This is a genomic window from Pseudomonas sp. DVZ6 (assembly GCF_024259445.1).
In the GTDB taxonomy this organism is placed as follows: domain Bacteria; phylum Pseudomonadota; class Gammaproteobacteria; order Pseudomonadales; family Pseudomonadaceae; genus Aquipseudomonas; species Aquipseudomonas peradeniyensis.
The window spans coordinates 25,219-48,965 of sequence record NZ_JANCLM010000045.1; the positions used below are offsets into that span (position 1 = coordinate 25,219).

At 63.2% G+C, this 23,747-nt stretch carries 28 protein-coding genes and 1 tRNA gene; 20 read left to right on the forward strand and 9 right to left on the reverse strand.

Going from position 1 to position 23,747, the window contains the following annotated elements:
* Positions 1-88 precede the first annotated feature (88 nt).
* Positions 89-763: a ribose-5-phosphate isomerase RpiA gene (gene rpiA / locus NMG10_RS22280; RefSeq protein WP_011536226.1), complete on the reverse strand. Its 675-nt coding sequence runs from the start codon at positions 761-763 to the stop codon at positions 89-91.
* Positions 764-896: 133 nt separating this feature from the next.
* Between rpiA and ilvA the strand changes: the two genes are divergently transcribed.
* Both ilvA and NMG10_RS22290 read left to right on the forward strand, forming a co-directional pair.
* A complete protein-coding gene (gene ilvA / locus NMG10_RS22285; RefSeq protein ID WP_203648598.1) occupies positions 897-2,411 on the forward strand; it encodes a threonine ammonia-lyase, biosynthetic in 1,515 nt (504 codons plus the stop codon).
* 128 nt (positions 2,412-2,539) lie between these two features.
* Positions 2,540-2,965, forward strand: coding sequence for a DUF2269 family protein (locus NMG10_RS22290; protein WP_254465155.1), 426 nt, complete (start codon positions 2,540-2,542; stop codon positions 2,963-2,965).
* Positions 2,966-3,080: 115 nt separating this feature from the next.
* Here NMG10_RS22290 and NMG10_RS22295 read toward each other — a convergent pair whose 3' ends face one another.
* On the reverse strand, positions 3,081-3,737 hold the full coding sequence (locus tag NMG10_RS22295; protein WP_254465156.1) for an HAD family phosphatase: 657 nt from the start codon (positions 3,735-3,737) through the stop codon (positions 3,081-3,083).
* A gap of 141 nt (positions 3,738-3,878) precedes the next feature.
* Between NMG10_RS22295 and NMG10_RS22300 the strand changes: the two genes are divergently transcribed.
* From NMG10_RS22300 to NMG10_RS22310, 3 genes are all read left to right on the forward strand, one after another.
* Positions 3,879-4,358, forward strand: a complete 480-nt coding sequence (locus tag NMG10_RS22300) for an RNA pyrophosphohydrolase (protein ID WP_028688498.1) — start codon at positions 3,879-3,881, stop codon at positions 4,356-4,358.
* Between the two features lie 22 nt (positions 4,359-4,380).
* The gene (ptsP, locus tag NMG10_RS22305; RefSeq protein WP_254465157.1) at positions 4,381-6,654 is read left to right on the forward strand and encodes a phosphoenolpyruvate--protein phosphotransferase; all 2,274 of its coding nucleotides are present in this window, start codon (positions 4,381-4,383) and stop codon (positions 6,652-6,654) included.
* A gap of 137 nt (positions 6,655-6,791) precedes the next feature.
* A complete protein-coding gene (locus tag NMG10_RS22310) occupies positions 6,792-7,235 on the forward strand; it encodes a hypothetical protein (RefSeq protein ID WP_203648604.1) in 444 nt (147 codons plus the stop codon).
* Between the two features lie 163 nt (positions 7,236-7,398).
* On the opposite strand, the gene gabP is transcribed toward NMG10_RS22310, so the two are convergent.
* Positions 7,399-8,784 (reverse strand): GABA permease, encoded by a 1,386-nt coding sequence (gabP, locus tag NMG10_RS22315; RefSeq protein WP_203648614.1) that lies wholly within the window; start codon positions 8,782-8,784, stop codon positions 7,399-7,401.
* A gap of 606 nt (positions 8,785-9,390) precedes the next feature.
* On the opposite strand from gabP, the gene NMG10_RS22320 reads away from it, so the two are divergent.
* The 5 genes from NMG10_RS22320 (at position 9,391) to NMG10_RS22340 (ending at position 13,697) form a co-directional block, all read left to right on the forward strand.
* Positions 9,391-10,164, forward strand: a complete 774-nt coding sequence (locus tag NMG10_RS22320; protein ID WP_203648616.1) for an ABC transporter ATP-binding protein — start codon at positions 9,391-9,393, stop codon at positions 10,162-10,164.
* Positions 10,165-10,177: 13 nt separating this feature from the next.
* A complete protein-coding gene (locus tag NMG10_RS22325) occupies positions 10,178-10,939 on the forward strand; it encodes an ABC transporter substrate-binding protein (protein ID WP_110734354.1) in 762 nt (253 codons plus the stop codon).
* A gap of 57 nt (positions 10,940-10,996) precedes the next feature.
* Positions 10,997-11,689, forward strand: coding sequence for an ABC transporter permease (locus tag NMG10_RS22330; RefSeq protein WP_203648618.1), 693 nt, complete (start codon positions 10,997-10,999; stop codon positions 11,687-11,689).
* Positions 11,690-12,379, forward strand: a complete 690-nt coding sequence (locus tag NMG10_RS22335; protein ID WP_232854873.1) for an ABC transporter permease — start codon at positions 11,690-11,692, stop codon at positions 12,377-12,379.
* Between the two features lie 94 nt (positions 12,380-12,473).
* Positions 12,474-13,697 (forward strand): methyltransferase, encoded by a 1,224-nt coding sequence (locus tag NMG10_RS22340; protein WP_254465158.1) that lies wholly within the window; start codon positions 12,474-12,476, stop codon positions 13,695-13,697.
* Positions 13,698-13,922: 225 nt separating this feature from the next.
* Here the strand turns inward: NMG10_RS22340 and mdtI are convergent, their stop codons facing one another.
* Together mdtI and NMG10_RS22350 are read right to left on the reverse strand one after the other, a co-directional pair.
* Positions 13,923-14,240 (reverse strand): multidrug/spermidine efflux SMR transporter subunit MdtI, encoded by a 318-nt coding sequence (gene mdtI, locus NMG10_RS22345; RefSeq protein WP_050703396.1) that lies wholly within the window; start codon positions 14,238-14,240, stop codon positions 13,923-13,925.
* Positions 14,234-14,593, reverse strand: a complete 360-nt coding sequence (locus tag NMG10_RS22350; RefSeq protein WP_028688477.1) for a multidrug/spermidine efflux SMR transporter subunit MdtJ — start codon at positions 14,591-14,593, stop codon at positions 14,234-14,236. Before NMG10_RS22350 ends, mdtI begins: the two co-directional genes overlap by 7 nt.
* A 527-nt stretch (positions 14,594-15,120) precedes the next feature.
* Here NMG10_RS22350 and NMG10_RS22355 point away from each other — a divergent pair.
* From NMG10_RS22355 to NMG10_RS22395, 9 genes are all read left to right on the forward strand, one after another.
* Positions 15,121-15,699, forward strand: coding sequence for a hypothetical protein (locus NMG10_RS22355; RefSeq protein WP_203648623.1), 579 nt, complete (start codon positions 15,121-15,123; stop codon positions 15,697-15,699).
* A gap of 9 nt (positions 15,700-15,708) precedes the next feature.
* Positions 15,709-15,915 (forward strand): helix-turn-helix transcriptional regulator, encoded by a 207-nt coding sequence (locus tag NMG10_RS22360; protein ID WP_023629980.1) that lies wholly within the window; start codon positions 15,709-15,711, stop codon positions 15,913-15,915.
* Between the two features lie 18 nt (positions 15,916-15,933).
* Complete coding sequence (locus NMG10_RS22365) at positions 15,934-16,320, forward strand: hypothetical protein (RefSeq protein ID WP_203648624.1); 387 nt, start codon at positions 15,934-15,936, stop codon at positions 16,318-16,320.
* 67 nt (positions 16,321-16,387) lie between these two features.
* Entirely contained in the window at positions 16,388-16,594 is a 207-nt protein-coding gene (locus tag NMG10_RS22370) for a hypothetical protein (RefSeq protein WP_051555605.1), read from the forward strand.
* Between the two features lie 98 nt (positions 16,595-16,692).
* Positions 16,693-16,768, forward strand: a tRNA-Thr gene (locus NMG10_RS22375).
* 154 nt (positions 16,769-16,922) lie between these two features.
* The gene (nirK, locus tag NMG10_RS22380; RefSeq protein WP_254465159.1) at positions 16,923-18,068 is read left to right on the forward strand and encodes a copper-containing nitrite reductase; all 1,146 of its coding nucleotides are present in this window, start codon (positions 16,923-16,925) and stop codon (positions 18,066-18,068) included.
* A 77-nt stretch (positions 18,069-18,145) separates the two neighbouring features.
* Positions 18,146-18,358, forward strand: a complete 213-nt coding sequence (locus NMG10_RS22385) for a DUF3079 domain-containing protein (RefSeq protein WP_254465160.1) — start codon at positions 18,146-18,148, stop codon at positions 18,356-18,358.
* A 79-nt stretch (positions 18,359-18,437) separates the two neighbouring features.
* Positions 18,438-18,686 carry a type II toxin-antitoxin system Phd/YefM family antitoxin gene (locus NMG10_RS22390; protein WP_203648638.1) on the forward strand — a complete coding sequence of 83 codons (249 nt, stop codon included), beginning with the start codon at positions 18,438-18,440 and terminating at the stop codon, positions 18,684-18,686.
* Positions 18,687-18,696: 10 nt separating this feature from the next.
* The gene (locus NMG10_RS22395) at positions 18,697-19,044 is read left to right on the forward strand and encodes a type II toxin-antitoxin system RelE/ParE family toxin (protein ID WP_254465161.1); all 348 of its coding nucleotides are present in this window, start codon (positions 18,697-18,699) and stop codon (positions 19,042-19,044) included.
* 202 nt (positions 19,045-19,246) lie between these two features.
* Here NMG10_RS22395 and NMG10_RS22400 read toward each other — a convergent pair whose 3' ends face one another.
* The 4 genes from NMG10_RS22400 to NMG10_RS22415 all read right to left on the reverse strand — a co-directional run bounded on the left by NMG10_RS22400 (position 19,247) and on the right by NMG10_RS22415 (position 22,067).
* Positions 19,247-19,660, reverse strand: a complete 414-nt coding sequence (locus NMG10_RS22400; protein ID WP_050703389.1) for a type II toxin-antitoxin system HicB family antitoxin — start codon at positions 19,658-19,660, stop codon at positions 19,247-19,249.
* A gap of 17 nt (positions 19,661-19,677) precedes the next feature.
* On the reverse strand, positions 19,678-19,869 hold the full coding sequence (locus NMG10_RS22405; RefSeq protein ID WP_050703388.1) for a type II toxin-antitoxin system HicA family toxin: 192 nt from the start codon (positions 19,867-19,869) through the stop codon (positions 19,678-19,680).
* Positions 19,870-20,390: 521 nt separating this feature from the next.
* Positions 20,391-20,936 carry a phosphonate degradation HD-domain oxygenase gene (locus NMG10_RS22410; protein ID WP_232854868.1) on the reverse strand — a complete coding sequence of 182 codons (546 nt, stop codon included), beginning with the start codon at positions 20,934-20,936 and terminating at the stop codon, positions 20,391-20,393.
* A gap of 72 nt (positions 20,937-21,008) precedes the next feature.
* Positions 21,009-22,067, reverse strand: a complete 1,059-nt coding sequence (locus tag NMG10_RS22415) for a haloacid dehalogenase-like hydrolase (protein ID WP_274235420.1) — start codon at positions 22,065-22,067, stop codon at positions 21,009-21,011.
* A 244-nt stretch (positions 22,068-22,311) separates the two neighbouring features.
* On the opposite strand from NMG10_RS22415, the gene NMG10_RS22420 reads away from it, so the two are divergent.
* The gene (locus NMG10_RS22420; protein WP_254465163.1) at positions 22,312-23,703 is read left to right on the forward strand and encodes an L-cystine transporter; all 1,392 of its coding nucleotides are present in this window, start codon (positions 22,312-22,314) and stop codon (positions 23,701-23,703) included.
* The last annotated feature ends 44 nt before the right edge of the window (positions 23,704-23,747 follow it).

Consider the following 23,747-nt stretch of genomic DNA (forward strand, 5'->3'; position numbering starts at 1 on the left):
CAATCTTTGTTCAACGCTGAAATCTGGGGCTGCTACGCAGCCCTTTCGCGGCACAAGGCCGCTCCTACAAGGATCGCGCAAGGCTTGTTTACTCGGCCTTGAGGGTTTTCACGCCTTCAGCGGTCCCCAGCAGCAGCACATCCGCCGGACGCGCCGCGAACAGGCCATTGGTGACCACGCCGACGATGGCGTTGATCTGGCTCTCCAGCTCCACCGGGTTGGTGATCTGCAGGTTGTGCACATCCAGGATGACGTTGCCGTTGTCGGTCACCACGCCTTCACGGTAGACCGGGTCGCCGCCCAGCTTGACCAGCTGGCGCGCGACATGGCTGCGGGCCATCGGAATCACCTCGACCGGCAGCGGGAAGGCGCCCAGTACCGGCACCAGCTTGCTGGCGTCGGCGATGCAGATGAAGGTCTTGGCCACCGCCGCGACGATCTTCTCGCGGGTCAGGGCCGCGCCGCCGCCCTTGATCAGGTTGAGGTGGGCGTCGCTCTCGTCGGCGCCGTCGACGTAGAACTCCAGCTCGCTGACGCTGTTCAGCTCGTAGACCGGGATACCATGCCCCTTCAGGCGCTGGGCGGTGGCCTCGGAGCTGGCGACGGCGCCGTCGAAGGCGGTCTTGTGCTGGGCCAGGGCGTCGATGAAGAAGTTGGCGGTCGAACCGGTACCGACGCCGACGACGCTTTTCTCATCCAGTTTCGGCAGGATGAGATCGACGGCGGCCTGGGCGACGGCCTGTTTGAGTTGGTCCTGGGTCATGCGGGCTCCGGGAGGGGCTGGGCGGATTTCAAAGTTGCCTAGTATAACGGCTCCCGCGGCTTTGCTGTGGTCGCCCGACGTGACGCTGGGGTAGACTCCCAGCCCTTGTCCCGCGGCCCAGTGATGCTTTCCGATGCTCGAACAGTACGTCAAGAAGATCCTCACCTCGCGCGTCTACGACGTTGCCGTCGAAACCCCGCTGCACAGCGCCGGGCAGTTGAGCAAGCGCCTGGGCAACACGGTGCTGCTCAAGCGCGAGGACCTGCAGCCGGTGTTCTCGTTCAAGATCCGCGGGGCCTACAACAAGCTGGCGCAACTGAGCGCCGAGGAACTGGCCCGCGGCGTGGTCACCGCTTCGGCCGGCAACCACGCCCAGGGCCTGGCCCTGGCGGCGCGGGAGCTGGGGATCAAGGCGACCATCGTCATGCCCAAGACCACCCCGGAGATCAAGATCGAAGGCGTGCGGTCCCGGGGCGGCAAGGTGGTGCTGCACGGTGACACCTTCCCCGAGGCGCTGGCCTACTCGCTGAAGCTGGTGGAGGAGAAGGGCTTCGTCTACATCCACCCCTACGACGATCCGCACACCATCGCCGGGCAAGGCACGGTGGCCATGGAAATCCTGCGCCAGCACCCGGGCCAGCTGGATGCGATCTTCGTGCCGGTCGGCGGCGGCGGGCTGATCGCTGGCATCGCCGCGTACGTGAAATACCTGCGCCCCGAGATCAAGGTGATCGGCGTCGAGCCGGACGACTCCAACTGCCTGCAGGCGGCCATGGCCGCGGGTGAGCGCGTGGTGCTGCCACAGGTCGGGCTGTTCGCCGATGGCGTGGCGGTGGCGCAGATCGGCCAGCATACCTTCGACATCTGCCGTCACCATGTGGACGAGGTGATCACCGTCAGCACCGACGAAATCTGCGCAGCGATCAAGGATATCTACGACGATACCCGCTCGATCACCGAACCTGCCGGCGCGCTGGGCGTAGCCGGCATCAAGAAGTACGTCGAGCTCAAGGGCGTCGCCGGGCAGACCCTGGTGGCCATCGACTCGGGCGCCAACGTCAATTTCGACCGCCTGCGCCATGTGGCCGAGCGCGCTGAACTGGGCGAGAAGCGCGAGGCGATCATCGCCGTGACCATCCCGGAGCGTCCGGGCAGCTTCAAGGCCTTCTGCGAAGCCATCGGCAAGCGCCAGATCACCGAATTCAACTACCGCAAGCACACCTCGGACGAGGCGCATATCTTCGTCGGCGTGCAGACCCACCCGGAAACCGACCCGCGCGCGGTGTTGGTCCAGCAGTTGATCGAGCAAGGCTTCCCGGTTACCGACCTGACCGACAACGAGCTGGCCAAGCTGCACATCCGCCACATGGTCGGCGGCCACTCGGCCGGAGCCAGCGACGAGATGGTGCTGCGCTTCGAGTTCCCCGAGCGGCCGGGTGCGCTGTTCAACTTCCTCAACAAGCTGGGTGGGCGCTGGAACATCTCGATGTTCCACTACCGCAACCACGGCGCCGCCGATGGCCGGGTGGTCGCGGGCCTGCAGGTACCGGAGGACGAGCGCCACCTGGTGCCGGCGGCGCTGGCCAAGATCGGCTATCCGTACTGGGACGAGACCGAGAACCCGGCTTACCGGCTGTTCTTGGGTTAACTGACTAAGCTGGGCGTATGGTCCTTCGCGGGTAAACCCGCTCCCACAAGGTTGGCGCGTCACCTGTGGGAGCGGGTTTACCCGCGAAGAGACGGGCGCGAATTACCCTGCTGAAGGACGATGAAGACATGGAACACCTGACCACCCTCAAGACCCTGCACATCCTCGCCACTGCCCTGTTGCTGCTGGGCGCACTGGGCCTCGCGACCTGGACTGTCCGCGCCCGCCGCCAGGGCGATGCCGAGGCCTACGGCAAACTGTTGCGCCGACCGCTGGTGTTCGTCTGGCTGCTGATGGGGCTGTGCCTGGTGAGCATGCCGTTCACCGGCTGGTGGCTGGTGCACCTGGTCGGCTGGCCGCTGGGGCAGACCTGGGTACTGGCGTCCAGCGTCATCTATACGCTTGGCGCGCTTGCCGTGTGGTGGCTGGTGGTACGCCTGAACCGGCTGCGCAAGGCTGAAACCGTGGGTTTGAAGTTCACCTTGGCATTGGCGGTGTTCAGTGGCGTCTGCTTCCTGTCCATTGCCGGCTTGATGGGCGCCAAGCCGATCTGAGACAGCAGGAGGGCTCCGCCCTCCCTCGCGGCACAAGGCCGCTCCTACAAGCAATCACAGCCCCCTGTAGGAGCGGCCTCGTGCCGCGAAAGGGCCGCAAAGCGGCCCCGCGCCCTCAATCGCGCAACGAAATAACCTGCCACCCCCGCCGCTCGGCCTCGACCCGCAGCCTCGGATCCGGATCCACCGCCACCGGGTTCGCCACCACCTCCAGCAACGGCACATCGTTCAGCGAGTCGCTGTAGAAGTAGCTGCCTTCCAGATCGAACCCGTTCTCCAGCATCCAGCGCGCAAGCCGCGTCACCTTGCCTTCACGGAAACAGGGTATATCGGTGCTACGCCCGGTATAGCGACCATCGCGCACCTCGCACTCGGTCGCCAGCAAGGTACGCACACCCAGGCGGCGGGCAATGGGCGCTGTGACGAAGCGGTTGGTGGCGGTGATGATCACCAGCTGGTCGCCGGCCTCGCGGTGCTGGCGCAACAGGGCTTCGGCCCTGGGCAGGATGATCGGCTCGATGCAGTCACGCATGAACTCGCGGTGCCACTGCTCCAGCTGCGCAGGTTCGCTGGCCGCGAGGATTTCCATGGAGAAGGCCAGGTAGGCCTGCATGTCCAGGGTGCCGTTGAGGTAGTCCTGGTAGAAGGCGTCGTTGCGTTGCTTGTAGGCGACCGGGTCGAGAATGCCCCGCTCGCACAGGTAGTCACCCCAGGCGTGGTCGCTGTCACCACCGAGGAGGGTATTGTCCAGGTCGAATAAAGCCAGGCGCATCGCGGTCACTCGCATCAGCCACGGAAGAGCCCCGCACAATACGGAGTTTTCACCTCGCTGCACATAAGCTTGGCGGGCGCGTTGCTGCGCGCTCAGGCTTTGTGGAACAATGCGGTGACATGCGTTTGCGAGGTTGCTGCCGTGATCGACCCGGATGGTTTTCGCCCCAATGTCGGGATCATTCTCACGAATGATGCCGGGCAGGTGCTATGGGCTCGGCGGATCAACCAGGATGCCTGGCAGTTTCCCCAGGGTGGCATCAACCCTGACGAGACGCCGGAAGATGCCCTGTACCGCGAGCTGAACGAAGAAGTGGGCCTGGAACGCCAGGACGTGGAAATTCTTGCCTGCACCCGTGGCTGGTTGCGTTATCGTTTACCCCAGCGCCTGGTGCGCACCCACAGCCAGCCGCTGTGCATCGGCCAGAAACAGAAGTGGTTCCTGCTGCGCCTGGTGAGCAATGAGCAACGGGTGCGCATGGACCTCACCGGCAAACCGGAATTCGATGGCTGGCGCTGGGTCAGCTACTGGTATCCGCTGGGCCAGGTGGTGACATTCAAGCGCGAGGTCTACCGCCGCGCCCTGAAAGAGCTAGCCCCGCGCCTGCTGACGCGCGACTGACGACGGAGTCCGACCCCGAGCCATGCTCAATACGCTGCGCAAGATCGTCCAGGAAGTGAACTCCGCCAAAGATCTCAAGACGGCGTTGGGTATCATTGTCTTGCGCGTCAAGGAGGCGATGGGCAGCCAGGTCTGCTCGGTCTACCTGCTCGACCCGGACAGCAACCGCTTCGTGCTGATGGCCTCCGAGGGCCTGAACAAGCGCTCCATCGGCAAGGTCAGCATGGCCCCCAACGAGGGCCTGGTCGGCCTGGTCGGCACCCGCGAGGAGCCGTTGAACCTCGAGAACGCCGCCGACCACCCCCGCTACCGCTACTTCGCCGAGACCGGCGAAGAAAAATTCGCCTCCTTCCTCGGTGCGCCGATCATCCACCACCGCCGCGTGGTGGGGGTACTGGTCATCCAGCAGAAGGAGCGCCGCCAGTTCGACGAGGGCGAAGAAGCTTTCCTGGTCACCATGAGCGCCCAGCTCGCCGGGGTTATCGCCCACGCCGAGGCCACTGGCTCGATCCGCGGCCTGGGCCGCCAGGGCAAGGGTATCCAGGAAGCCCGCTTCGTCGGCGTGCCGGGCTCCCCGGGCGCTGCCGTCGGCCGCTCGGTGGTGATGCTGCCGCCCGCCGACCTCGAGGTGGTGCCGGATCGCACCGTCGAAGACATAGACACCGAACTCAAGCTGTTCAACAACGCCCTCGAAGGCGTGCGCGAGGACATGCGCAAGCTGTCGGCCAAGCTCGCCACCCAGCTGCGCCCCGAAGAGCGCGCGTTGTTCGACGTCTACCTGATGATGCTCGAGGACGCCGCCCTCGGTGGCGAGGTGGTCGAGGTCATCAAGACCGGCCAGTGGGCCCAGGGTGCCCTGCGCCAGGTGGTCGGCGAGCACGTCAACCGCTTCGAGCTGATGGACGACGACTACCTGCGCGAGCGTGCCTCGGACGTCAAGGACCTGGGCCGGCGCCTGCTGGCGTATCTCCAGGAGGCCCGCTCGCAGTCGCTGGTCTATGAGGACAACACCATCCTGGTCAGCGAGGAGCTGACCCCCGCCATGCTCGGCGAGGTGCCGGAAGGCAAGCTGGTGGGCCTGGTCTCGGTACTCGGCTCGGGCAACTCCCACGTGGCGATCCTCGCCCGGGCGATGGGTATCCCCACCGTCATGGGTGTGGTCGACCTGCCGTATTCGAAGGCCGACGGCATCGAGATGATCGTCGACGGCTACAAGGGCGAGGTGTTCACCAACCCGGGTGAAGTGCTGCGCAAGCAATACAGCGATGTGGTCGAGGAGGAGCGCGAACTGGCCAAGGGCCTCGACGCCCTGCGCGAACTGCCGTGCATCACCCCGGACGGCCATCGCATGCCGCTGTGGGTCAACACCGGCCTGCTCGCCGACGTGGCCCGCGCCCAGCAGCGCGGCGCCGAAGGCGTCGGCCTGTACCGCACCGAAGTGCCGTTCATGATCAACCAGCGCTTCCCCAGCGAGAAGGAACAGCTGGCGATCTACCGCGAGCAGCTGCAGGCGTTCCACCCGCTGCCGGTAACCATGCGCAGCCTCGACATCGGCGGCGACAAGTCGCTGTCGTACTTCCCGATCAAGGAAGAGAACCCGTTCCTCGGTTGGCGCGGCATCCGCGTCACTCTCGATCACCCGGAAATCTTCCTGGTGCAGACCCGCGCCATGCTCAAGGCCAGCGAGGGCCTGAACAACCTGCGCATCCTGCTGCCGATGATTTCCGGCATCCACGAACTGGAAGAAGCCCAGCACCTGATCCACCGCGCCTGGGGCGAGGTGCGCGACGAAGGCACCGACGTGCCGATGCCGCCGGTGGGGGTGATGGTGGAAATTCCCGCCGCCGTGTACCAGACCCGCGAGCTGGCGCGCCAGGTCGACTTCCTCTCGGTCGGCTCCAACGACCTGACCCAGTACCTGCTGGCGGTCGACCGCAACAACCCGCGGGTCGCTGACCTGTACGACTACCTGCACCCGGCGGTGCTGCAGGCGTTGCAGACCGTGGTCAGCGTCGCCCACGAGGAAGGCAAGCCGGTGAGCATCTGCGGTGAGATGGCCGGCGACCCGGCCGCGGCGATCCTGCTGATGGCCATGGGCTTCGACAGCCTGTCGATGAACGCCACCAACCTGCCGAAGGTGAAGTGGATGCTGCGCCAGATCAACCTGAGCAAGGCCAGGGAACTGCTGGCCGACGCCATGAGCCATGACAACCCGCAGGTTATCCACAGCTCGCTGCAACTGGCGCTGAAGAACCTTGGCCTGGCGCGGATGATCGGGCCGAACAAGACCCTCTGAGATCCTGGGCCCGCTTTGCGGGCCTTATGTCGCGAAAGGGGCGCAGAGCGCCCCGGCGATCTCGAATACCTGCTTGGGTTTCCCTGGCAACTACGCTTCAATACGCGCCTTTACCAGTCGTCCAAGGATCCGCCCCCATGGCCACCAACACCAAACAACAGAAACGCGCCAAGCGCGCCGCCACCAAGGCCAAGCAGAACCGCATGGTGCGCAGCGGCCAGGCAGTCAAGGCCAGTGCCGGCGACAGCGCCAGCGTCGAGCAGGTGTTCAACAAGGCCATGGAGTCGGGCAGCTACGACAGCCTGTTCGTGAAAATGAAGGAAGCCCAGGAAGGCGGCCTGGTGCCGATGATCTCGGTATTCCTGGTCGACCCACTGCTGGCGCTGGTGCTCAAGGGCCACAAGGAAGAACACGCCACCGACTACATCGTCCTGGTGTTCACCGCCTACCGCGCGTGGCTCGACGGCATCGACGAGGATGCGACCATGGCCTGGCTGGAGAGCGACGAGTTCCAGGACGCCTATGTCACCGCCTCGGAGGTCGTGGCCAGGCAGCAGCAACAGCAGAAGCAGTTCGGCTGATAGTGACGCTCAACTTGCGCCGGCCTCTTCGCGGGTAAACCCGCCCCCACAGATTCCCTATCGCCTTTCAGGCTTGTGCGATCCTTGTGGGAGCGGGCCTCACAGGCAAACAAAAAGGCCGCGCCCCTCACAGGACGCGGCCTTTGCATTTCACACCAGCGGATCAGCTATCCAGCGCCACCCGCGCAGCAGCGCCACGCTTGCGGTGCAGCAGCAGGCCAGCCGCCACCACACCAATGCTCAGGATGGCCGTGGCGATGATCTCGGCACGGTGATCCTCACGCAGCGCCATCACCACCAGGATGGCAATGATGAAGGCGATGGTCGCCCAGGTCAGGCCCGGGAACATCCACATCTTGAACGAGATCTTCTCGCCCTTGGCTTCACGCTGGGCACGCATGCGCAGTTGCGACACGGCGATCACCAGGTACACCAGCAGGGCGATGGCGCCGGAGCTGGCCAGCAGGAACTCGAACACCGCGGCCGGGGCCAGGAAGTTGGCGAACACGCACAGGAAGGCCGCGGCGGTGGAGAGCAGCACGGCCCAGTGCGGGGTGCCCGCCTTGGTGGTGCGCTGGGCGATGGCCGGGGCGTCGCCACGCTTGCTCAGGGAGAACAGCATGCGCGAAGAGGTGTACAGCGCCGAGTTCAGGCAGCTGGTCACGGCGATCAGCACGACGATGTCGACGATCAGCTTGGCATTCGGCACGCCGATCAGGCTGAGGACGGTCTGGTAGGAACCTTTCTCGGCGAGGGTCGGATCGTTCCAAGGCACCATGGCCACGACCAGGAAGATCGACACCAGGTAGAACAGGCAGATACGCCAGATCACCGAGTTGGTGGCCTTGCTGATCTGGCGACCCGGGTCTTTCGACTCGGCGGCGGCGATGGTAACGATCTCGGTACCCATGAACGAGAACATGGTGGTCAGCATCGCGGCCAGCACCGCGCCCAGGCCGTTGGGCATGAAGCCCTGGGTATCGAACAGGTGGCTGATGCCGCTGACCTGGCTGCTCGGCACCATGCCGAACATGGCCGCGCAACCGACGACGATGAAGCCGATGATCGCCAGCACCTTGAGCAGGGCGAACCAGAACTCGAACTCACCGTAGTTCTTCACGCTGAACAGGTTGGTGACGGTCAGCGCCAGGGTAATGATCAGGGAGAACGCCCACAGGTCCACCGACGGGAACCAGGCATGCAGGATAGCGGCGGCGGCGTTGGCTTCCAGCGGGATCACCAGGACCCAGAACCACCAGTACAGCCAACCGATGGTGAAACCGGCCCAGCGCCCGATGGCGCGATCGGCGTAGGTGGAGAAGGAACCGGTGTCAGGCGAGGCGACCGCCATTTCGCCGAGCATGCGCATTACCAGCACCACCAGGGTACCGGCGGCGGCGTAGGCCAACAGCACGGCAGGGCCGGCGGCAGCGATGGCATGGCCGGAGCCGACGAACAGGCCGGCGCCGATCACGCCGGCAATCGACAGCATGGTCACATGCCGTTGCTTGAGCCCCTGAGCGAGGTCATTGGAATTGTTACCGCTCATAAAACTACCTTTGTAAGGAGGTGGACTACACGAATGACTGGCCAGCGCGCCGGGGTGTGAGTGGGCGTCGCTGCATTCAGTGGTTTCGGGATGGCAATAAGCGGGCCAGCTGAGAATGGCTTTCGTCTGAAATGTTTCTGTAACCAAGAACGACGCGGCTTGCAGGGCATTGTGCCAAGCTTTGACCGAAAGGTCGTCAAATCCCCATGCCAAGTTGGGATTACTGAAATACCCACTTACAAACGCACCAAAGGTGCCCCTCGGTAACACCTGGGCACAAATTCAGGACACGGCAAAGCGCAACCTCAAGGCGCAACCTCGAACCCGCATAACCCGCGACACAGTGCCACCCGGCCAAAAACGGCTTCCCAGATAGGAACAAAGCTGGCACCATCGCGCCTTTTTTCATCAAAGCTCCGGTGCTGGGCAGAACGCCAATGCGGATATCCTGGCGACAGTCCACTGCAGCGATGCGACAAACTGTCCCACCAGCGACCCGAGCCCCCCGCGACCCGGTTGGCCGCCGTTGCGCCGCTATGCTAGCGTGGCGCTCGCCAGGAAGGCCGCCAACAGCTGGGAACGCACCCGAACACATGAGGACCGCACATGGCCCAGGCCACGCCCGCGCTGGAAATCCGCAACCTGCACAAACGCTATGGCGAGCAGGAAATTCTCAAGGGCATTTCGCTGACCGCGCGCGACGGTGACGTGATCTCCATCCTCGGCTCATCCGGCTCTGGCAAGTCCACCCTGCTGCGCTGCATCAACCTGCTGGAGAACCCGCACCAGGGCGAAATCATCGTCGCCGGCGAGTCCCTCAAGCTCAAGGCGCAGAAAAACGGCGACCTGATCGCCGCCGACAACCGCCAGATCAACCGCCTGCGCAGCGAGATCGGCTTCGTCTTCCAGAATTTCAACCTGTGGCCGCACATGTCGATCCTCGACAACATCATCGAGGCGCCGCGCCGCGTGCTCGGCCAGAGCAAGGCCGAGGCCACCGAGCACGCCGAGGCGCTGCTGAACAAGGTCGGCATCTTCGACAAGCGCCACAGCTACCCCGCCCAGCTTTCCGGTGGCCAGCAACAGCGTGCCGCCATCGCCCGTACCCTGGCCATGAAGCCCAAGGTCATCCTGTTCGACGAGCCGACCTCGGCGCTCGATCCGGAAATGGTCCAGGAAGTGCTTAACGTCATCCGCGCATTGGCCGAAGAAGGCCGTACCATGCTGCTGGTGACGCACGAGATGAACTTTGCCCGCCAGGTGTCCAGTGAAGTGGTCTTCCTGCACCAGGGCCTGGTCGAAGAGCAGGGATCGCCGCAGCAGGTCTTCGAGAACCCGACCTCGGCGCGTTGCAAGCAATTCATGTCCAGCCACCGCTAACGGAGCAACACGAATGCAGACCTACAAGAAATTCCTCCTGGCCGCTGCCGCCACCCTGGTGTTCTCGGCCAATGCCATGGCAGCCGAGAAACTGAAAATGGGCATCGAGGCGGCCTACCCGCCCTTCAACAACAAGGATGCCAGCGGCCAGGTGGTCGGCTTCGACAAGGATATCGGTGACGCCCTGTGCGCCAAGATGAAGGTCGAATGCGAAGTGGCCGTCTCCGACTGGGACGGCATCATCCCGGCGCTGAACGCCAAGAAGTCCGACTTCATCATCTCCTCGCTGTCGATCACCGACGAACGCAAGCAGGCCGTCGACTTCACCGACCCCTACTACTCGAACAAGCAGCAGTTCATCGCACCGAAAAACGTCGACTTCAAGACCGACCGCGCTTCGCTCAAGGGCAAGACCATCGGCACCCAGCGCGCCACCCAGGCGGCTACCTGGCTGGACGATAACGGCGGCATGGACGGTGAGTTCAAGGTCAACCTGTATGATGGCCAGGAAAATGCCTACCTCGACCTCACCTCCGGCCGCGTCGATGCCATCCTCGCCGACAAGTACGCCAACTACGACTGGCTGAAATCCGAAGCCGGCAAGAACTACGAGTTCAAAGGCGACCCGGTGAACGAAAGCGATAAGGTCGGCATTGCCGTGCGCAAAGGCGACAATGAGCTGCGCAACAAGCTCAACGCCGCACTGAAGGAAATTGTCGCCGACGGCACCTACAAGAAGATCAACGACAAGTACTTCCCGTTCAGCATCTATTGATTCGCCCCGACAGGCATCGCCGCCCTGGCGATGCCTGTCCCTTGAACAAACTTACCCATGAATATCGACCTGCACGGATTCGGCCCGGCCATGATGGCCGGTACCCTGATGACCGTAAAACTGGCGCTCTGCGCCTTGCTGCTGGGGCTGGTCCTGGGCCTGCTCGGCGCCCTGGCCAAGACCTCGCCGGTCAAGCCCTTGCAATGGCTTGGCGGCACTTATTCCACACTGGTGCGCGGCGTACCCGAACTGCTCTGGGTGCTGCTCATCTACTTCGGCACCGTCGGACTGATGAACAGCCTGGGCGAGCTGCTGAACATGCCGGGCCTGGAGCTCAGCGCCTTCACCGCCGGGGTGATCGCCCTCGGCCTGTGCTTCGGCGCCTACGCCACGGAAGTGTTCCGCGGCGCGATCCTGGCCATCCCCAAGGGACACCGTGAAGCGGGCCTGGCACTGGGCCTGTCCAAGGGTCGCATCCTCTCGCGGATCATCCTCCCGCAGATGTGGCGCATCGCCCTGCCGGGCCTGGGCAACCTGTTCATGATCCTGATGAAGGACACCGCGCTGGTGTCGGTGATCGGCCTTGAAGAAATCATGCGCCACGCGCAGATCGGCGTGACCGTGAGCAAGGAGCCGTTCACCTTCTACGCGGTCGCCGCCTGCATCTACCTGGGCCTGACCATCATCGCGATGATCGGCATGCACTTCCTGGAAAAGCGCGCCGCTCGCGGCTTCATGAGGGCCGAGTAAATGAACTGGGAAGTCATCATCAAGTGGCTGCCACGCCTGGCCCAGGGCGCGACCCTGACCCTGGAGCTGGTGGCCATCGCCGTCATCGCCGGCCTGATCCTGGCCATTCCGCTGGGTGTGGCGCGCTCTTCGCGGCACTGGTACGTGCGCGCCCTGCCCTACGGCTACATCTTCTTCTTCCGCGGCACACCGCTGCTGGTGCAGCTGTTCCTGGTCTACTACGGCCTGGCCCAGTTCGACGCAGTGCGCAACAGTTCGCTGTGGCCGTACCTGCGCGATCCGTTCTGGTGCACGGTGCTGACCATGACCCTGCATACTGCCGCCTATATCGCCGAGATCCTGCGCGGCGCCCTGCAGGCGATCCCCAAGGGCGAGATCGAGGCGGCCCGGGCGCTGGGCATGTCGCGGGGCAAGACGCTGCTGTACATCATGCTGCCGCGCGCCACGCGCATCGGCCTGCCGGCCTACAGCAACGAAGTGATCCTGATGCTCAAGGCCAGCGCCCTGGCCAGTACCGTGACGCTGCTGGAACTGACCGGCATGGCGCGGACCATCATTGCCCGGACCTACCTGCCGGTGGAGATCTTCTTTGCCGCCGGGGTGTTCTACCTGCTGATCTCGTTCGTGCTGGTGCAGGGCTTCAAGGTGCTGGAGCGCTGGCTGCGCGTGGATGCCTGCCAGGGACGTTGAACCCGGGGCCGCACGCGGCCCCCTCTCTGTAGGAGCGGCCTTGTGCCGCGATGGGCTGCGCAGCAGCCCCTCTCGCTAGCGCCCCGGTGCTCGAATGACCACACCCCCCATCCTGCAAACCAACCAGCTCCTCGAGCGCTTCCAGGCCCTCGACCGCTTCCTCACCCGCCACCAGCCCCTGTGGCACCCACGCCCGTTCACCCACCTGCGCCTGGCGTGGGAAGACCAGCACCCGCAACTGTCCCATTGGCTGCGCCAACGCACCCTCGAGCAAGCCGAATCCTCCGAAACCTCCGAGGCCCCGCCCCCCTTCCCACAACTGGCCGCCGAAGCCGCGCAGCTGTCCGCCGTCGGCGAGCTGCCCGATGCCGGCCTGCATCCCGCCGGCCACCGCCTCGATGTCGGTGTCCCCGGCCGCAAGTGGCAGCAGATCGAAGCCTTCAGCCGTCGCCTGGCGTTCAGCCAACCCGCCCGGCACTGGCTCGACTGGTGTTCCGGCAAAGGCCACCTGGGCCGTCGCCTGTTGCAGACCGACCAGCAACTGACCTGCCTGGAGTACGACGCTGAACTGGTCAGCGCCGGCAAGGCCCTGAGCGAGCATCACCACCTGCCCGCCACCCACGTACACCAGGACGTCATGGCCGCCGACAGCGCCCGCCACCTGAACGGCGACAAGAGCGCGGTCGCCCTGCACGCCTGCGGCGACCTGCATGTCCGGCTCATAGAGCTGGCAAGCCAGCAGGGTTGCCGGCAGATCGCCGTTGCGCCCTGCTGCTACAACCGCATCCAGGGCAAGGCCTATCAGCCACTCTCCGGCGCCGCCCGGGCCTCGGCGCTAGCCTTGACCCAGGAAGACCTGGGCCTGCCGCTGAGCGAGGCGGTCACCTCCAGCCTGCGCACCCGCCGCCAGCGCGACACCTCAATGGCCCGCCGCCTGGGCTTCGACCTCTTGCAGCGCCAGCAACGTGGCATCGACGGCTACCTGCCCACGCCATCGCTGCCGGTCAGCTGGCTGGCAAAACCCTTCGAGCAGTACTGCCGCGACCTGGCCGAACTCAAGCAGGTCACGATCAACGGCAACCCCGACTGGGCCACCCTGGAAGCCGCAGGCCAGCGACGCCTGGCCGAGGTGCGCAACCTCGAGCTGGTTCGCAATCTGTTCCGCCGCCCCCTGGAAATGTGGCTGGTGCTCGACCGCGCCCTGTTCCTTCAGGAGCAAGGCTACGTGGTGCGTGTCGGGGTGTTCTGCGATTACCCGCTGACGCCCCGCAACCTGCTGCTGCTAGGCGAGCGTGACACAGCGCCGCAGCACGGTTGACAGCCTGTGGATAACTCTGTGAACAAGCTTGTGATGAAAATCACCAAATCTTGGATCCAGCGGCTATTTGCGCTGCTTTGCTTATTCCACCATGGGCGTCAAAGCCAGTAAAAACAGGACTTTGCGCAAAGACCGATGGTAGCGCTGGCCGGCATGCCTTTCGCGCAAGCGGCCAATGCCCATTGTGCATAAACCATTCGGCCAAGCGCTTTGGCGGGGGTGTTGTCAAGCCAGTTTGAGCAAGCTCATGCCTACCAGCAGCAGCACCAGGCCGAGCCAGCCGCGCCCGGCCAGGCGCTGACCGAACAGGGCCCAACCCATGGCCACGGTGGCGAGAATGCCGAAGCCACCCCAGATCGCGTAGGCCAGCGACAGGTCGATGTCCTTGACCGCCTGGGCCAGCGCGGTGAACGCCGCCAGCACGCAGAGGATCGAGGCCACGCCCAGGCCCTTGCGGCGGAAACCGTCGGAATACTTGAGCAACAGGTTGGCCAGGACTTCCAGCACGATGGCCAGGCCCAGCCAGGCAAATGGCATCAGCATGGCACGGCCTCCCCTTCACGTTCGACAGCCTTGGCCCGGGTGCCGGCCTTGACCAGCAAGATGCCGGCGATCATCACCGCCAGGCCCAGGGCCTTGGTCCAGCCCAGGCTTTCGCCGAGCCAGAGCACGCTGATCAAGGTGATCAGCACGATACCGAACCCCTCCCACAGCGCGTAGGCGACACCCACCGGCACACGCTTGACCGCCAGGGCCAGGAAGAAATACGACAGACAGATCATGACGTACATGACGGCATGCCCCAGCACGGGGAAATGGGTGGCGGCGAGTTTCATCGACGCCGTGCCGATCACCTCGAAGGTGATGGCGACGATCAGGTAGATCCAGGAACGCATGATGCCCTCCCATGGGCGACAGCAACCGAGCGCACAGGCATCGGCACCAGACAGAGACGTTTACGGCTGTAGAGGGAGGGTGGCGCTAGAGGTCGCCGGTCCAGTGACGCTCACGGGAAACCAGGCGGGAGGAAGAGAGGAGCTTGAAAGCTTTACTGTTCAACATAATGAACACAAGATTAGCTGAGCTGATCGATTAAGTCAAAACGATAGGCTAAGACTAAATATTTCTCGCGAAAAATTGCGTGCCTCCAGATTTATCCTCTTAAAGCCTGCTGAAAGCTTCGTAAATTATATTCCCCACAGTCGTTCCTATAGGGATGACCCTGCGACTGCTCTATAGCGTAGGCAAGCTTCCTCAGCGTGGGAGCGGGCTAGCCCCGCGATCACCGGCAAGGCCGGTGCCATGCCTACTCCCTCCTCCTGCGACAAACCGTCGCCACAGGCCAAATAACAAAATTAATTATTGTTTTACGATAATTATTCAAGAATAATCCGCCCCGTTCATCACTGTACGGAGGCACCCCATGAACAGTAGATCCGTGGCCTATGCGCGTTCGCGCCTACGCACCATCGGCGCATTCGCCGCCTACCTGGCGTGGACAACCGCGATCGTCGAGCTGACGATCACCCCGTTGCTTTTTATTTTCGATTTCCCCGACATGCTCAACGGCTACCTGCAAGCCTACGGCGACCAGATGCCCCTGCTGCTGGAACCCGGCTACCAGGCATCCCCCCTGGCCATCGGCCTGGTATTGGTGGTGGACATGATCCCGACGATGATTTCCGTCATCGCCCTCTGCCTGACCGGCCTGTTCTTCCATCGGCTGTCCCGTGGCCAGACCTGGACCTCGGACAATATCAAGCTGCTCTGGTGGGTCGGCCTGCTGTGCATCTTCACCCCGTTGCTGTGGCCGGTGACCTATACCTTGCAGGGCCTGGCCCTGGCCATCGACCTGCCGGCCGGCGAAAGGAGCTTCAGCTTCTCGATCGGTGTATCATCGCAGGCTGTCTACGAGATCATGAAAGGCATCCTGCTGTGTGCCTTCTCGCTGCTCATGCGTGACGCCAAGACCATCAGCGATGAACACAACTGTTATGTCTGACTGCTTCCTATGCCGATAATCATCCGCCTCGACGTCGTCATGGCCCGGAACAAGATGCGTTCCAAGGACCTGGCGGAAATCATCGGTATCACGGAAGCGAACCTGTCGCTGCTGAAAAACGGCAAGATCAAGGGTTTCAAGATCGAGACCCTGGAGAAGCTGTGTCGCGCCCTGAACTGCCAGCCCGGCGATCTGCTGGAGTTCAGCGACGAATGATCAAGGACTGCAACACCCATGGCACTTTTCCACAACAGTTTGGCCGCCCTCGTGCTGGCCTGCCTGGCCTTGGCCCTGGCCGGCTGCGGCCCGAGCTACACCTATAGATACTCGCCACCGCCCAGCGCGCATGGCATGAATTGCATCAACAGCTGTTCGACGGAGCGCAACCACTGCCAGCAGATGGCGCGCCTGCAGGAGAACAGCGAACGTGCGCTGTACCAGGCCGAGATGAGGGCCTACCAGTACTGCCAGAACGGCAAGAGCAAGAAGGAAGCGCGTCACAGTTGCCACTACCCGAGCTACCCCTTCCACACGGGGAGCAGCTACAGTTGCGGCAATGACTACGACTCCTGCTACATGGCCTGCGGCGGCACCATCCAGCGCATCCTGAACAAAGACTGATCCCGGAACGGACTCGAACATCGTGAAACACACCAAGCCTTTCGCCCTGCTGACCCTCGCCCTGGCCATGACCGGCTGCGCCAGCGGCACGCCTTCGAGCAAGCCCGCCCCGCTGAACTGGAACATGCCCGGCATGCAACTGGGCGGCGACCGCGGCCTGCCCCTGCACAACGCCGACGGCAGCTGCCGCAAGCGCGGCTGCGACAACGGCAAGCTGTTCTTCAACCCGGGCCAGCCCGAACCGAGCGTCAACTCGATCCACCGCGGCTGGTAGGAAAATTCTCCTTTGTGCGCGGTGACTTAGGGGAATGTGCGATGGATGCAACGAAGTGGTTTACAGCGGCAAATCCATCGCTATAATGACGCCCCTGTGCCGGTATAGCTCAGATGGTAGAGCAACTGACTTGTAATCAGTAGGTCCCGGGTTCGATTCCTGGTGCCGGCACCATCCTCAAAGCCTCGACGAATGTCGGGGCTTTTTCGTTTCAGCCCCTGCGACACATTGCCCACCCTCTCCACTTCTTGTTCTCCCTCAATAAACCCTACATTCAAAGCGGCTATTCCTGTGCCCGACGGCTTTCGTCGAGTTAAGGAGAAGTCCCATGAATGAGCAAGAAGGCGTGTCCCTGACCCGGCGCGGCATACTGGCCGGTACCGTGTTGCTGGGCGTCGGCGCCTCGGCGCTTGGCAGCGGCCTGGCAAAGGCCGCGACCGCCGTACCGGGCCAGGACCCGGCGGTTGACCTGGCGAAACTGGAGCGTGTCAGCGTCGAGCTGGTGGCGCCGCCGCAAGTCCACGCCCATACCCAACGCGCCGAGGGCAAGCCGCGGATCGTCGAGTTCCGCATGGTCATCGAGGAGAAGGAGCTGGCTATCGACACCGCCGGCGCCTACATCCACGCCATGACTTTCAACGGCTCGGTTCCCGGCCCGCTGATGGTGGTGCACGAGGGCGACTACGTGGAGCTCACCCTGGTCAACCCAGCCAGCAACAGCATGATGCACAACATCGACTTCCACGCTTCCACCGGCGCCCTCGGCGGCGGCGAGCTGACCCACGTGAAGCCCGGCGAGCAAGTGATATTGCGCTTCAAGGCCGACCGTGCCGGGGTGTTCGTGTATCACTGCGCACCGGGTGGGGCGATGATTCCCTGGCATGTGGTGTGCGGCATGAACGGCGCGATCATGGTCCTGCCCCGCGACGGCCTGAAGGACCCCGAGGGCCAGCCGTTGCGCTACGACAAGGTCTGGTACATCGGCGAGCAGGACTACTACATCCCCCGCGACAAGGACGGCAAGTACAAGCGCTACGCCAACCCCATGGCCAGCTTCGGCGACATGAGCCAGCTGATGAAAGGGCTGGTGCCCAGCCATGTGGTGTTCAACGGCAGCGTCGGTGCCCTGACCGGCAAGCAGGCGCTCACCGCAAAGGTCGGCGAGACTGTGCTGATCGTCCATTCCCAGGCCAACCGCGACACTCGCCCGCACCTGATCGGCGGCCATGGCGACTATGTCTGGGCCTCGGGCAAGTTCGCCAACCCGCCGCAACGCAACCTGGAAACCTGGTTCATCCCCGGCGGCGCGGCAGGCGCTGCGTTGTACACCTTCCGCCAGCCCGGGTTGTACACCTACCTCAACCACAACCTGATCGAAGCGGTGATGCTCGGCGCCGCCGCGCATGTACAGGTCGAGGGCCAGTGGAACGACGACCTGATGAAACAGGTGCAGGCGCCCGGGCCGATCAGCTAGCGGTATTGACCCCGATCAAGCCCCTTGGCCATGCGCGGCATAGCCTGAGCGCAGGCATTCACTTCATGGAGGGAGACATGGCCAAGCGATTTCCCAGCAACCCCAGCCATCCCGAACGGATCTGCTGGGGCTGCGACCTGTACTGCCCGGCCAAGGCACTGGCGTGCGGCAACGGCGCGGACCGAACCATGCATCCGGTGGAGTTGTTCGGGGAGGATTGGAACCAATTGGATGATCGCCTTGACAGGCCAATCGACAGCCATGTGGATCGCCCATCGAATACTGGCTGACGCGGCTTGCCAGACCTACGGTCTTGATTCAGTCTGAATTTGGACTACGATGCATTCCACTGCACTCGAGGACACTCAGATGAGAGTCGAAACTATCAGCTACCTGAAGCGCCATGCCGCAGACCTCGACCTGGAAGAGCCCATGGTGGTCACCCAGAATGGCACACCCGCGTATGTGATTGAATCCTATGCAGATCGCAAGCGTCGCGACGAAGCCATCGCCCTGGTCAAGCTTCTGGCCATGGGCTCACGCGAGTACGCTCAAGGCAAACACAGCTCTGCGGACGATCTCAAGGCGCGTCTTTCCAGGAAGTTCGCCGAGGACTAAGCGATAACGCATGGCCAAGCCAAGTATTCGTTTCACCGACTCCGCGTCACAAAGCCTTGAGGACCAGGTTCATCATCTGGCGGTCTACAACGGCGCCCCGGCAGCACTCGACACGATCCCCAACCTGATCGATGCCATTGAGCACAAGCTCTCGATGGCACCCGCCGCCTATCCCATCAGTCCTCAGGCCAGCGAGCTGGGCGTGGCGCACTACCGGGAACTGAATCTTGCGGGTTACCGTGTGTTCTACGAGATCGTCGAGGACGGGCGAGTGGTGGCCGTTGAGCTGGTCTTGAGGCAGAAGCAAAGCATCGAGCAGGCGCTTGTCCGTTACTGCCTCATCTATCCCCTGGCCTGACACATGTAGTCACTTGATCGCCAGTTGAGGCTGTCACAGGTGTCGCCGGTCAATGGGTACTTGGCCAAGGCGTTGCAGATCGCATAGTCCGACCAGTGCGGTTTGGGGCTGAGCATCGCCCAGCTTATCGCGACCAATCCTGGCAGCGAGCTGCTGCTGGAGTACCGACAGTGTGCGACTGCCCTTGGATGCAAGCCGCTGATCACTTGCAATCACCCTGCAAAATCCTCAGCGCCGCCTCGGCCAGGAAACCCGAGCGACTCTTGTGCTCCGGGTGGTTCTGCACATACGAATCGATGCGGGTGAGCAGGTACGCTGGCAGTGTGATGTTGAGCTTCTCGGCCTTGCCCAGGTAACGGGTGATGTCTATATCGATCAGCGCCCAGGTACAACCGGCATAGGACGGATTGGCTGCGTGTACGCTGACCAGGCTGGCCTTGGGGATCTCCTGCTGGTCCTGGGCCAGCAGTTCGAGGTGGCCTTCGATGGCTTCGCGGGCCATGGCGATGGCGTTGTCGAGGTCTTCGCCGGCCGAGAAACAGCCCGGGATGTCAGGGACTTCAACACCCCAGGCGTGTTGATCGTCACCGGGGAGAATCGCAATGGGGAACAACATGGTGATGGGTCTCCTCGTCAACTGGCATAGCCGATCCGCGCCTGGCGCAGGATGCTGGCCGCAGTGGCCGGCAGCAGGTCTTTCTTTGGGTGCGGGATGGTGACCAGGCCTGGCTTTTCGGGATGCTTGAAGTGATGGTGGCTGCCTTTCGAACGCACCAGGTACCAGCCATCCGCCTCGATCACTGAAATCATTTCACGGCTGTTCATGAACCCATTCCTTGGGCTGGCCGCTCGGTGGTTAGTATAACCACCGAGCGGCGTTTATCAACACCATACCCACTATTGCGACGAGTGGGCTGCCAGGAAGGGAAGTATGGTAAGAGGCACAGCATGAGCATCTGGAGAAGTGATGCGGGATCTTGCGGCCAAGCCTTTCAGGGTCTTTGACCGAGCGAGGGCCTTCAGGTGTCTGCCGTTACCCTTGCAGCGCCTATCAGATCGAGCGCCGCCCGCGCGGCGCATCGCGGCACAAGGCCGCTCCTACATTTGTTGCAACGTGCCGAACCTGTCAGGCCATGGTTGCCTGCCTTGGTGCATGTCTTGAGACAGGTGGGGTGTCCACGCTGAGACCGCGTCGGAGCAACAAGGTGGACCAGGTAATGGCACAGGATTGACTGGCCCGAAACAGATGTAGGAGCGGCCTTGTGCCGCGATGCGCCGCGCGGGCGGCGCTCGATCTGATAGGCGCTGCAACTCTAACGCCGAACACCTTGAAAACAACGAATCGATCAAAGTACCGCCAAAGCCTTACTCTTCAGCACCTCCAGATCCATCACCGGCACCCCGGTCAGCTTCGCCATCTCGTCCCACTCGCGCAGGCGCAGACTCACCCGGAATAGAGGATCGGCCTCGAAAGCATCGGCTTCGCTGTCGCTCATCACCCCGCCCTGGTACGCCAGCGTGCGCCGGCTGGCCTCGCTCAGGCGATCGTAGTAACCGGGCTGGCGCAAGGTCAGGTAGCGCTTGGCCTCGACGTGATACTGCACCAGCCGCGCCAGTCGCTCGCTGAAGCCGCAGCGGCGCAGGTACTCGGCACCGATACGTTCATGGCTGACGATGCCATAGCCGCCCATGTCCTCGCCCTCGCACAGGTGGCCGATGTCGTGGAAGAAGGCGGCGAGGACCACTTCGTCGTCGTAGCCCTCCTGCATGGCCAACTGGGCGGCCTGGGACATGTGCTCGATCTGGGTGATGGCTTCGCCGATGTAATCGGCACTGCCGTGGCGCTCGTAGAGGGCGAAGGTGTCGCTGATGATCTGGGTGGGTGTGGGCATTGTGCCTAATCCTGACTGACCTGGTCTGTCGCTATCGCGGGGCAAGCCCCGCGACAGGGCCATGACGACTTGTTACTGAATCTGCTCCGGCGTCACGATCACCCAGTTCTTGTCCGCAGTCACCGGCAACCCTTCCCTGGCCTGGGCCGCCGCGTTCTTGGCGATCATGCCGTTCAACTGGTCCATGTACTTGGCCTTGCGATTTATCCACAGGTGGATGCCGCCTTTGCCCACATCCACACCATGGAATTGCATGTAACCATCGCTGGTCGGGGTATCGCCGCCCACCAGCACCGGCTTCTTCCACTCATCGATGTAAGTGAGGATGGCCGCCTGCTTGCCGGCCATCCAGGTGGCCGGGGTCCACAGGTACGGGGTCAGTTCCAGGCCTTCATTGGCCTTGGGATCGTACTGCCCCGCAGTGATCTGCTTGCGCGCCGTGGTCATCTGGCCACTGGCGCGGTCCTTGAGCAGCAGGCTCACGCCGATCACGTTCTGCGGTTTGACGTTGTAGCCGTACTTGGGATCGGCGGCGACCATGCGCACCAGCTCTTCGGAGGCCGCGGAAATCACATAGACCTCGATGCCGTTCTCCATCAGCTTGTTGTACAGCTCGGCCTGGCCGGTGAACACCTTGGGCGGTTGCACCTCGATGGTCTTGACCTGATCCCCCTCGAAATAGGTGCTGGGGATCGGCTTGCCCGAAGCCATCAGCTCGTCGACCTGCTGCTTCAGCTCCTTGAGGGTGAAGCCCGAGAACACCTGGGCTACCCAGGGGTAGCAGACCATGTCGTCGAGTTCGCACAGGCGGTAGTAGTAGCTGAACAGGCTCTCCTTGTGCTCGGCGGTGTCCTTGAACGGGATCAGCTTGAGCGAGGGGTCGAGCTTGTCGCGGGTCAGCAGGCCCTTGTTCTCCATGAACGGCAGCAGCGCTTCCTCGAGGTCGAAGCGGTAGCTGGTGTTGTCCATGTCGAACACCGCGTAGTTACCCTTGTTGGCGTTGGCGGCAATCATCGCGTCGAGCTTCTGCGCGGCCTCGGCGGGCCAATGCTTGAGCTCGGTGGCCGCCCAGCTGCTGGCGCTCAGCAACAGGGCCAGGCCGCCGGCAAGGATTCTCGGAGCAGACATCATGTGCGGTTCTCCAAAAGACGTGGCCGCTCAACCCTAGACCTGATTTGTGACAAACAGGCATGCGTGAGCGACCCCGAGACAACCGCAAACGTCATGTTCATTGCCAAAAACGACCAGACGTTATTCCATAAACGACTATGCAAATTACTTTTAGGTATAAATTCGTTTGTTTTCAGGCTGTTAGCATTTCCGTTCGTAATCGCTCACAGAGGCGATGCCTCTTCCGCCTTTTCCTGGAGCTTCAATGAACCTGCCGCTGTCACTCAACCTGCTGGCGTTCCTGGCCCTGCTGCTGGGCCTGGCGCAAACCCGCCGCACCGACTGGAGCCTGGCCAAGAAAGTGCTGTTGGGCCTGGTGCTGGGCGTGGTGTTCGGCCTGGTCCTGCACACGATCTATGGCGCCGGCCACCCGGTGCTCAAGGCTACCCTCGGCTGGCTCGACCTGGTCGGTAACGGCTATGTCGGCCTGCTGCAGATGATCGTCATGCCGCTGATCTTCGCCTCGATCCTCAGCGCCGTGGCGCGCCTGCACAACGCCTCGAGCCTGGGCCGGATCAGCGTGCTGAGCATTGGCGCCCTGCTGCTGACCACCGCCATCGCCGCGCTGATCGGCATCGTCCTGACCAACCTGTTCGGCCTCAATGCCGAAGGGCTGGTGGCCGGTGCCCAGGAAAGCGCCCGCCTGCAAGCCATCCACAACGACTACGCGGGCAAGGTCGCCGACCTCAACATCCCGCAACTGCTGCTGTCGTTCATCCCGACCAATCCGGTGGGCGACCTGGCCCGGGCCAAGCCGACCTCGATCATCAGCGTGGTGATCTTCGCCGTGTTCCTGGGCCTGGCCGCGCTGCAGCTGATCAAGGACGACAAGGACAAGGGCGAGCGCGCCCTGTCGGCCATCGATGTGCTGCAGGCCTGGGTGATGCGCCTGGTGCGCCTGGTGATGAAACTCACCCCCTATGGCGTGCTGGCCTTGATGACCAAGGTGGTGGCCAGCTCCAACCTCGAGGACATCCTCAAGCTGGGCAGCTTCGTGGTGGTGTCGTACATCGGCCTGGGCCTGATGTTCGTGGTCCACGGGGTGATCCTGGCGCTGACCGGCGTCAGCCCCCTGCGCTTCCTGCGCAAGGTATGGCCGGTGCTGACCTTCGCCTTCACCAGCCGCTCCAGCGCCGCCAGCATTCCGCTGAACATCGAGGCGCAGACGCAGCGCCTGGGCGTGCCGCAGTCGATCGCCAGCTTCAGCGCCTCGTTCGGCGCGACCATCGGCCAGAACGGCTGCGCCGGGCTGTACCCGGCGATGCTTGCGGTGATGGTTGCCCCGGCCGTGGGCATCAATACCTTCGACCCGCTGTGGATCGCCACTCTGGTGGCCATCGTCACCCTGAGTTCGGCCGGTGTGGCCGGCGTGGGTGGCGGGGCGACCTTCGCTGCGCTGATCGTGCTGCCGGCCATGGGCTTGCCGGTGGAGCTGGTGGCCTTGCTGATCTCGGTGGAGCCGCTGATCGACATGGGGCGTACGGCGCTGAACGTGAATGGTTCGATGATGGCGGGGGTGGTTACCAGCCAGTTGCTCAAGCAGACTGATCAGCAGGTGCTGGGCGGCGACGAGCATGCGGAACTGAGTCACTCCTGAGATATTGTCGGGGGCGCTTTGCGCCCCTTTCCGGCCGGTCCGAC